The 7155-nt window shown below is 65.4% G+C and carries 7 protein-coding genes; 4 read left to right on the forward strand and 3 right to left on the reverse strand.

All coding sequences use genetic code 11. The annotated features are described in order from the left end of the window. Positions 1–304 precede the first annotated feature (304 nt). The 4 genes from AC1D00_RS19255 (at position 305) to AC1D00_RS19270 (ending at position 5045) form a co-directional block, all read left to right on the forward strand. The gene (locus AC1D00_RS19255; protein WP_027547548.1) at positions 305–1177 is read left to right on the forward strand and encodes a F0F1 ATP synthase subunit gamma; all 873 of its coding nucleotides are present in this window, start codon (positions 305–307) and stop codon (positions 1175–1177) included. A gap of 82 nt (positions 1178–1259) precedes the next feature. Further along, positions 1260–2693: a F0F1 ATP synthase subunit beta gene (gene atpD / locus AC1D00_RS19260; protein ID WP_011083272.1), complete on the forward strand. Its 1434-nt coding sequence runs from the start codon at positions 1260–1262 to the stop codon at positions 2691–2693. A 136-nt stretch (positions 2694–2829) separates the two neighbouring features. After that, positions 2830–3237, forward strand: coding sequence for a F0F1 ATP synthase subunit epsilon (locus AC1D00_RS19265; protein ID WP_135178820.1), 408 nt, complete (start codon positions 2830–2832; stop codon positions 3235–3237). A gap of 164 nt (positions 3238–3401) precedes the next feature. Beyond that, complete coding sequence (locus tag AC1D00_RS19270) at positions 3402–5045, forward strand: adenylate/guanylate cyclase domain-containing protein (RefSeq protein ID WP_477011747.1); 1644 nt, start codon at positions 3402–3404, stop codon at positions 5043–5045. A 167-nt stretch (positions 5046–5212) separates the two neighbouring features. On the opposite strand, the gene AC1D00_RS19275 is transcribed toward AC1D00_RS19270, so the two are convergent. The 3 genes from AC1D00_RS19275 to AC1D00_RS19285 form a co-directional block, all read right to left on the reverse strand. Then, on the reverse strand, positions 5213–5716 hold the full coding sequence (locus AC1D00_RS19275) for an RNA pyrophosphohydrolase (RefSeq protein WP_135178822.1): 504 nt from the start codon (positions 5714–5716) through the stop codon (positions 5213–5215). Positions 5717–5820: 104 nt separating this feature from the next. Next, positions 5821–6327 (reverse strand): RNA pyrophosphohydrolase, encoded by a 507-nt coding sequence (locus AC1D00_RS19280; RefSeq protein ID WP_027547553.1) that lies wholly within the window; start codon positions 6325–6327, stop codon positions 5821–5823. Positions 6328–6403: 76 nt separating this feature from the next. Then, positions 6404–7155 (reverse strand): divergent polysaccharide deacetylase family protein (locus AC1D00_RS19285; protein ID WP_477011748.1); only part of this gene is annotated, 752 nt, incomplete at its 5' end.

A 7155-nucleotide genomic window follows, 5' to 3' on the forward strand; every position in this document is an offset into this window, starting at 1 on the left:
CTGCTCTCGCTGCTGCGCGGCAAAAACGTCGAGATCCTCAATTCGATCCGCGACAGCCGCGATCTCTCCGACGACACCGCTGCCAAGCTGAAGTCGGTGGTCGAAGGTTTTGCGAAGAGCTTCGCGTAAGAACCGTCACGGCCGGGCCAAAAGCGCGAAGCGCGTCTTCGCATTTGATGTCCCGGCCATCCACGCCTTGCCGCGTGGAAAGACGAAGACGTGGATGCCCGGGACAGGCCCGGGCATGACGACAGAGACAGGCTAGCGGTTTGACCGCGAGGGATCGAACCGTCGGGGACGAAGAATGGCGTCACTTAAAGACATGCGCGTCCGCATCGCCTCCACCAAGGCGACGCAAAAGATCACCAAGGCCATGCAGATGGTCGCGGCCTCGAAGCTGCGCCGCGCGCAGACCGCTGCCGAAGCTGCACGTCCCTATGCCGACAAGATGAGCGCGGTGATCTCCAACATCGCCAGCGCCGCGGCGGGCTCGCCCGGCGCGCCGACGCTGCTGGCCGGCACCGGCAAGGACCAGGTCCACCTGCTGCTGGTCTGCACGGGCGAGCGCGGCCTGTCCGGCGCCTTCAACTCCTCGATCGTGCGTCTCGCCCGCGAGCGCGCTCTGGCGCTGATGGCGCAGGGCAAGGAAGTGAAATTCTTCTGCGTCGGCCGCAAGGGTTACGAGCAGCTGCGCCGCCAGTTCGACAAGCAGATCGTCGAGCATCTCGACCTGCGCAGCGTTCGCCAGCTCGGCTTCGTCAACGCCGAGGACATCGCCAAGAAGGTGCTGGCCCGCTTCGATGCCGGTGAATTCGACGTCTGCACGCTGTTCTATTCGCGCTTCCGCTCGGTGATCGCCCAGATCCCGACCGCCCAGCAGATCATCCCGCTGGTGGTCGAGGAGGGCGCCGCCGCCAGCACGACGTCTTACGAATACGAGCCGGAGGAGGATGAGATCCTCACGCGCCTTCTGCCGCGCAACCTCGCGGTCCAGGTCTTCCGCGCGCTGCTCGAGAACAACGCCTCGTTCTACGGCGCGCAGATGAGCGCGATGGACAACGCGACGCGCAACGCCGGCGAGATGATCCGCAAGCAGACGCTGGTCTACAACCGCACGCGTCAGGCGCAGATCACCAAGGAACTGATCGAAATCATCTCGGGCGCCGAAGCCGTCTAGCAAGGACGCATCGGTACCCGTCAAACGCAACATCCCGGTCGATTGACCGTGGTCTAGAAGTTCGGATCGAAGGAGACATTCAATGGCAGCCCAGTCCGGTCGCGTTACCCAGGTCATCGGCGCCGTCGTCGACGTGCAGTTCGAAGGCCACCTCCCGGCCATTCTCAACTCGCTCGAGACCAAGAACGGCGGCAACCGCCTGGTGCTYGAAGTCGCCCAGCATCTCGGCGAGTCCACCGTGCGCACGATCGCGATGGACACCACCGAAGGTCTCGTCCGCGGCCAGGAAGTGACCGACACCGGTTCGCCGATCCGCGTTCCCGTCGGCGAAGGCACGCTCGGCCGCATCATCAACGTCATCGGCGAGCCGATCGACGAAGCCGGCCCGGTCAAGTCGGAAGGCCTGCGCGCCATCCACCAGGAAGCGCCGACCTACACCGACCAGTCCACCGAAGCTGAAATTCTCGTCACCGGCATCAAGGTCGTCGATCTTCTCGCTCCCTACGCGAAGGGCGGCAAGATCGGCCTGTTCGGCGGCGCCGGCGTCGGCAAGACCGTGCTGATTCAGGAGCTGATCAACAACGTCGCGAAGGCGCACGGCGGTTACTCCGTGTTCGCCGGCGTCGGCGAGCGTACCCGCGAGGGCAACGACCTCTATCACGAGTTCATCGAGTCCAAGGTCAACGCCGATCCGCACAATCCGGATCCGAGCGTGAAGTCGAAGTGCGCGCTGGTGTTCGGCCAGATGAACGAGCCGCCCGGCGCCCGCGCCCGCGTCGCGCTCACCGGTCTGACCATTGCGGAAGACTTCCGCGACAAGGGCCAGGACGTGCTGTTCTTCGTCGACAACATCTTCCGCTTCACCCAGGCCGGCTCGGAAGTGTCGGCGCTGCTCGGCCGTATTCCTTCGGCGGTGGGTTATCAGCCGACGCTCGCGACCGACATGGGCGCGCTGCAGGAGCGCATCACCACCACGCAGAAGGGCTCGATCACCTCGGTGCAGGCCATCTACGTTCCGGCCGACGACTTGACCGACCCGGCGCCCGCGACCTCGTTCGCGCATCTGGACGCGACCACCACGCTGTCGCGCTCGATCGCCGAAAAGGGCATCTACCCGGCGGTGGACCCGCTCGACTCGACCTCGCGCATGCTCTCCCCGCTGGTCGTCGGCGAGGAGCACTACGCGGTCGCTCGTCAGGTCCAGCAGGTGCTCCAGCGCTACAAGGCGCTTCAGGACATCATCGCCATTCTCGGCATGGACGAGCTTTCGGAAGAGGACAAGCTGACCGTGGCCCGCGCCCGCAAGGTCGAGCGCTTCATGTCGCAGCCGTTCCACGTCGCCGAAATCTTCACGGGATCGCCGGGCAAGTTCGTCGACCTCGCCGACACCATCAAGGGCTTCAAGGGCCTGGTGGAAGGCAAGTACGACCACCTGCCGGAAGCCGCCTTCTACATGGTCGGCACCATCGAAGAGGCGGTCGAGAAGGGCAAGAAGCTGGCGGCGGAAGCGGCCTAAGCATCTCGTCATCGCCGGGCTACAGCGCGAAGCGCGTCTTCGAACTAAAGTCCCGGCGATCCATCGAAAGAGAATTTTGATGGATGGACCCGCGGGTCAGGCCCGCGGGTGACAGGCAAAGCAAGCGGAAACACCCATGGCCACCTTCCACTTCGATCTCGTCTCTCCGGAAAAGCTCGCATTCTCGGGTGAGGTCGACCAGGTCGACATCCCCGGCGTCGAGGGTGACTTCGGCGTGCTGGCGGGGCATGCGCCGGTCGTGGCTGCGATCCGGCCCGGCATCCTCACCGTCACCACCGGCGGCAGGCACGAGAAGATCATCGTGCTCGGCGGTCTTGCCGAAGTCTCGGAGAAGGGCCTAACCGTGCTCGCCGACGTTGCGACCTCGCTGGACGAGCTCGACCGTGCCCAGTTCGCCGAGACCATCGCGGAGATGGAAGAGGGGCTGAAGGAGCACGAAGGCGGCGAACTCGATCAGGCCATCGAGCGGCTCGACCACTTCAAGAGCATTCAGCAGCAGCTCAGCTCGACGGCTATGCATTAAGCCCCGGGGCATCGCTTCGGGGCTCGAACGCGAAATTCCTGCAAGAAATTCCTGAATAAATTCAGCGCTCGTCACGGAAGTGGCGGGCGCTGAAACTTTGTTGCACCGCGCCGCCGATAGCGGCATTCTTCGCCCGCGAATTTTGTTCCGGGGGCCGGTGGCAGATGAAACGCAAGATCGCAGCGATTTTCGCAGCCGATATTGCCGGGTATTCGAGGCTGGTGGCGGAAGACGAGGAGGAGACGCTGCGGCGCCTCGCCTCTTACCGCGAAGTCATCGACGATTTCATCGCAAAGGCGAACGGCCGCATCTTCAATACCGCCGGCGATGCCGTGCTCGCGGAATTTCCGAGCGCGGTGGACGCGGTGCGCTGCGCGATCGACATCCAGGAGTCCTTGCGGACCCGCAACATGGCCTATCCGCCGAGCCGGCAGATGTCGTTCCGCATCGGCATCACCATCGGCGACGTGGTCGAACGCAACGGCGATCTGCTCGGCGACGGCGTCAACATCGCCGCGCGGCTGGAAGGCCTCGCCGAGGTCGGCGGCATCTGCGTCTCCCGTGCCGTGCACGAGCAGGTCGCCAACAAGCTGTCGGTGCAGTTCGCCGATATCGGCGAACAAGAGGTGAAGAACATCCCGACGCCGGTGCACGCCTACATGGTGGCGATGCGGCGCGAGGACGGCACCTATTCGAAGCCGCAGCTGAAGAAGCCCGCCTCCAAGCTGGCCGCCGCACCCGTGTGGATGTGGCCGCTTGTGGTCGCAGTCGTCTCGATCGTCGCCATCGGCGTCACCGGCTTCCTCTACAACACCAAGCTCAAGCAGACCGCGACCGCCGCAGTGACGCCGGCCGCGACACCAAGTGCTGCGCCGAGCCCGACAGCGACCCAGATCGCAAAGGCGCCGATGACACCGATGGCGCCGAACGCCAGCGCGGCGATGGCTCCAATGCCCGCGCCGTCGCCATCCGCCTCGCCGATCTCAGGCAAGTTTGCCGCCGACAGTGTGCCCTTCATCAACGAGCGCGTCCGCAACTACCTGGCTGGCGACTATGCCGCCGCCGGCGACTACAAGGCCTTCGCGCTCAATATCGGCGGCTTCACCGGCTCGGCGTTGAACCAGGCGAACGAGGAGGCCGCGCGCAACGCCGCGCTCGACCAGTGCCAGAAGCGCGCCGATGCCGCGCAATCGCCGCGGCGCTGCGAGCTCTATGCGGTCGGCAACACCGTGGTCTACATCCACGGCAAGCCGCCGATGCCGCCGCAGCCCTGGGTGCGGCACGATGCCATGACCGAGCGGCCGTTCGCGCCGAAGGACTTTCCGATGGTGCGCGATCCCCAGAAAGTCCGGCTCGAGAACATGTTCGTGCCGGCGGCGAAATCCCGCTCGGTCGCGCTCGGCCCGGGCGGACAATATTTCATGGTACTGGGCGCCTCGTCCGCCGACGACGCGGCGCGGCGCTCCCTGGAATCGTGCGGCGCGATCGCGGGCGTCGCCTGCCTGGTCGTCGCGATCGACGACAATTTCGTCGTGCCGATCCCGACCCTGTTCAGGACCACCGGCTTCTTCAATGCCGCTTCCAACGCTTCGATCGTGGCGGACGCGCGTAGCGATGTCGTGCGCAAGCTCGCCGACGCCATGGGCTGGAATGCCGTCGCTGTCGGCACCGCGGGCCGGCCCGGCCTCGGCCTGAAGGCCGCCGACGAGCAGACCRCCGTCAATTCCGCGCTGGCCGATTGCGCCCGGCGCGACAGCGACTGCCACGTGATCGCGATCGGCCCGTTCACGGTGGGGCCGATCAATTAGCGCTGCTTGAGATTAGGCCCGACTAGTGCCGCGACGGCGGTACGTTCCCTCCCCCTTGCGGGGGAGGGAACGAGAGAATGGTGGATCCCTCACACACAAATCTCCGGCGAAAATCCTCGAATGATTCCAACCCCCACTCTACTGTGCATGGGGTTGTTTTCGACGTTTTAGTTCGCGAAGGGCGCGAACTGCTTCGCCACGGCCTGATAGACCTCGCGGCGGAACGGCACCACGAGATCGGCGACGCGGTCGAGGCGCTCCCAGCGCCACGCGTCGAACTCTGCGGGCTGGTCGTTGCGCGGCGTCAGCGGATCGATCTCGTCATCCTTGCCAGTGAAGCGCAGCGCGAACCACTTTTGGCGCTGGCCGCGGAACTTCGCCAGCCGATGAGTCTGCGGGCCGTCATAGGGCGGGAATTCATAGGTGAGCCAGTCGGTCTCCCCGAGATAGTCGGCGCTGGTCACGCTGGTCTCCTCCCAGAGCTCGCGCATCGCGGTGTCGCGCAAATTCTCGCCTTCATCGACGCCGCCCTGCGGCATCTGCCAGTCGAGGCCCGGCAGGATGATCTCGGGGCCGTCGCCCTTGAATCGGTGGCAGATCAGCACGCGGCCATCGGCATTGAACAGCGCGATCCCGACATTGGGACGGTAGGGTTTGTTGTCGTTCGACATGCGGTCACTTCTCTGATCGTCATTCCGGGACGGTCCGAAAGACCAGCCCCGGAATTCCGAGATCCCGGGTTCGTGCTTCGCACGCCCCGGAGTGACGGTGCAAACTATTCCTCCGCCAGCGCGGAAAACTCCTTCACCACGCGCTCATAGACCGGGCGTTTGAACGGAATGATCAACCCGGTCAGATTCTTCATCGGCTCCCAGCGCCAGCTGACGAATTCGGCCTTGTGGCCGCCACCGCCGGGGTTTTCGACGTTGATCTCGCTGTCCTTGCCGGTGAAGCGCACCGCGTACCATTTCTGGCGCTGGCCGCGATAGCGGCCCTTCCAGGCGCGCCCCGCAACCGTGCGCGGGATGTCGTAGATCAGCCAGTCCGGAACCTCGCCGAGCCGCTCGACCGAGCGCACGCTGGTCTCCTCATAGAGCTCGCGCTTGGCGGCCTCCCAGGTGTCCTCGCCGGGATCGACGCCGCCCTGCGGCATCTGCCAGACATGGGCGTCGTCGACATGCTCGATGCCGCCGGCGCGGCGGCCGATGAACACCAGCCCCTTCGTGTTGATCAGCATCACTCCCACGCAGGTCCGGTAGGGCAGATCCTCGTAACGCGCCATTCCGCCAGACCTCTTGCGTGCTCTCGGTAGGGCTTGACCGGCCCCGCCTGGAGCTGTGCCGTACCAATTCGTTGATTTAGCTGGATTTTGATTTCAGCATCGCGGTTGTCAATGGCACCAATAGGATACCCCGGTCGCCCAATGTCCTGGTCCAGGCGCTGATGCGCTCGATCGAGACGGGAAGGGCGGAGGCGGTGCCGATGGCCGCGCCGCGCTCGCGCGCCGCCGATTCGAGCTTGTTCAGCGCACGGTCGATCTCGGCCGGGGTCGGCACCACGTCGATCGCGATGTCGCCCTTGCCGAACGGCATCGCYTGGCTCGCTGCGGCCTGCGGCGCGATGCTGCGGGGCGAGGAGCCGTCGTCGAAGAAGCCGAGGCCGCGCTTGGCCGCTTCGCGGATGATCGGCTGCATCGCCGCGTCCGTCGCCACGAAGCGGGCGCCCATGAAATTGGTGATGCCGGCATAGCCCTGCATCCGGCTCAGGTGCCAGTACAGGCGGTCCATGTTCTGGTCGGCGCTGAGCGAGGTCAGCAGGGTCTGCGGGCCCGGATCGTTGTCCGGGAAGTCGTAGGGCTCCATCGGGATCTGGAGGAAGATCTCGTGGCGCTGCGTGCGGGCCCGCTCGGCGAGCTTGCCGGGATCGGAACCATAGGGCGTGAAGGCCAGCGTCACCGCGGCCGGCAGCTTCATGATCGCGTCGGTGGTCTTGGCGGCGCCGACGCCAAGCCCGCCGATCACGATCGCGACCACCGGCATCTTGGCGGCCTTGGCGCGGTCGGCGTCGGCCGCGTAGACGTTGAACGGCTTCAATCCCTCGGTGGCCACCG

The sequence above is a fragment of the Bradyrhizobium sp. P2_E8 genome, assembly GCF_056403875.1.

What these genes read in the sequence shown, in the direction of transcription:
- AC1D00_RS19255 (WP_027547548.1), top strand. Translation starts at nt 305, where the DNA reads ATGGCGTCACTTAAAGACATGCGCGTCCGCATCGCCTCCACCAAGGCG.
- AC1D00_RS19265 (WP_135178820.1), top strand. Translation starts at nt 2,830, where the DNA reads ATGGCCACCTTCCACTTCGATCTCGTCTCTCCGGAAAAGCTCGCATTC.
- AC1D00_RS19275 (WP_135178822.1), bottom strand. Translation starts at nt 5,716, where the DNA reads ATGTCGAACGACAACAAACCCTACCGTCCCAATGTCGGGATCGCGCTG.
- AC1D00_RS19280 (WP_027547553.1), bottom strand. Translation starts at nt 6,327, where the DNA reads ATGGCGCGTTACGAGGATCTGCCCTACCGGACCTGCGTGGGAGTGATG.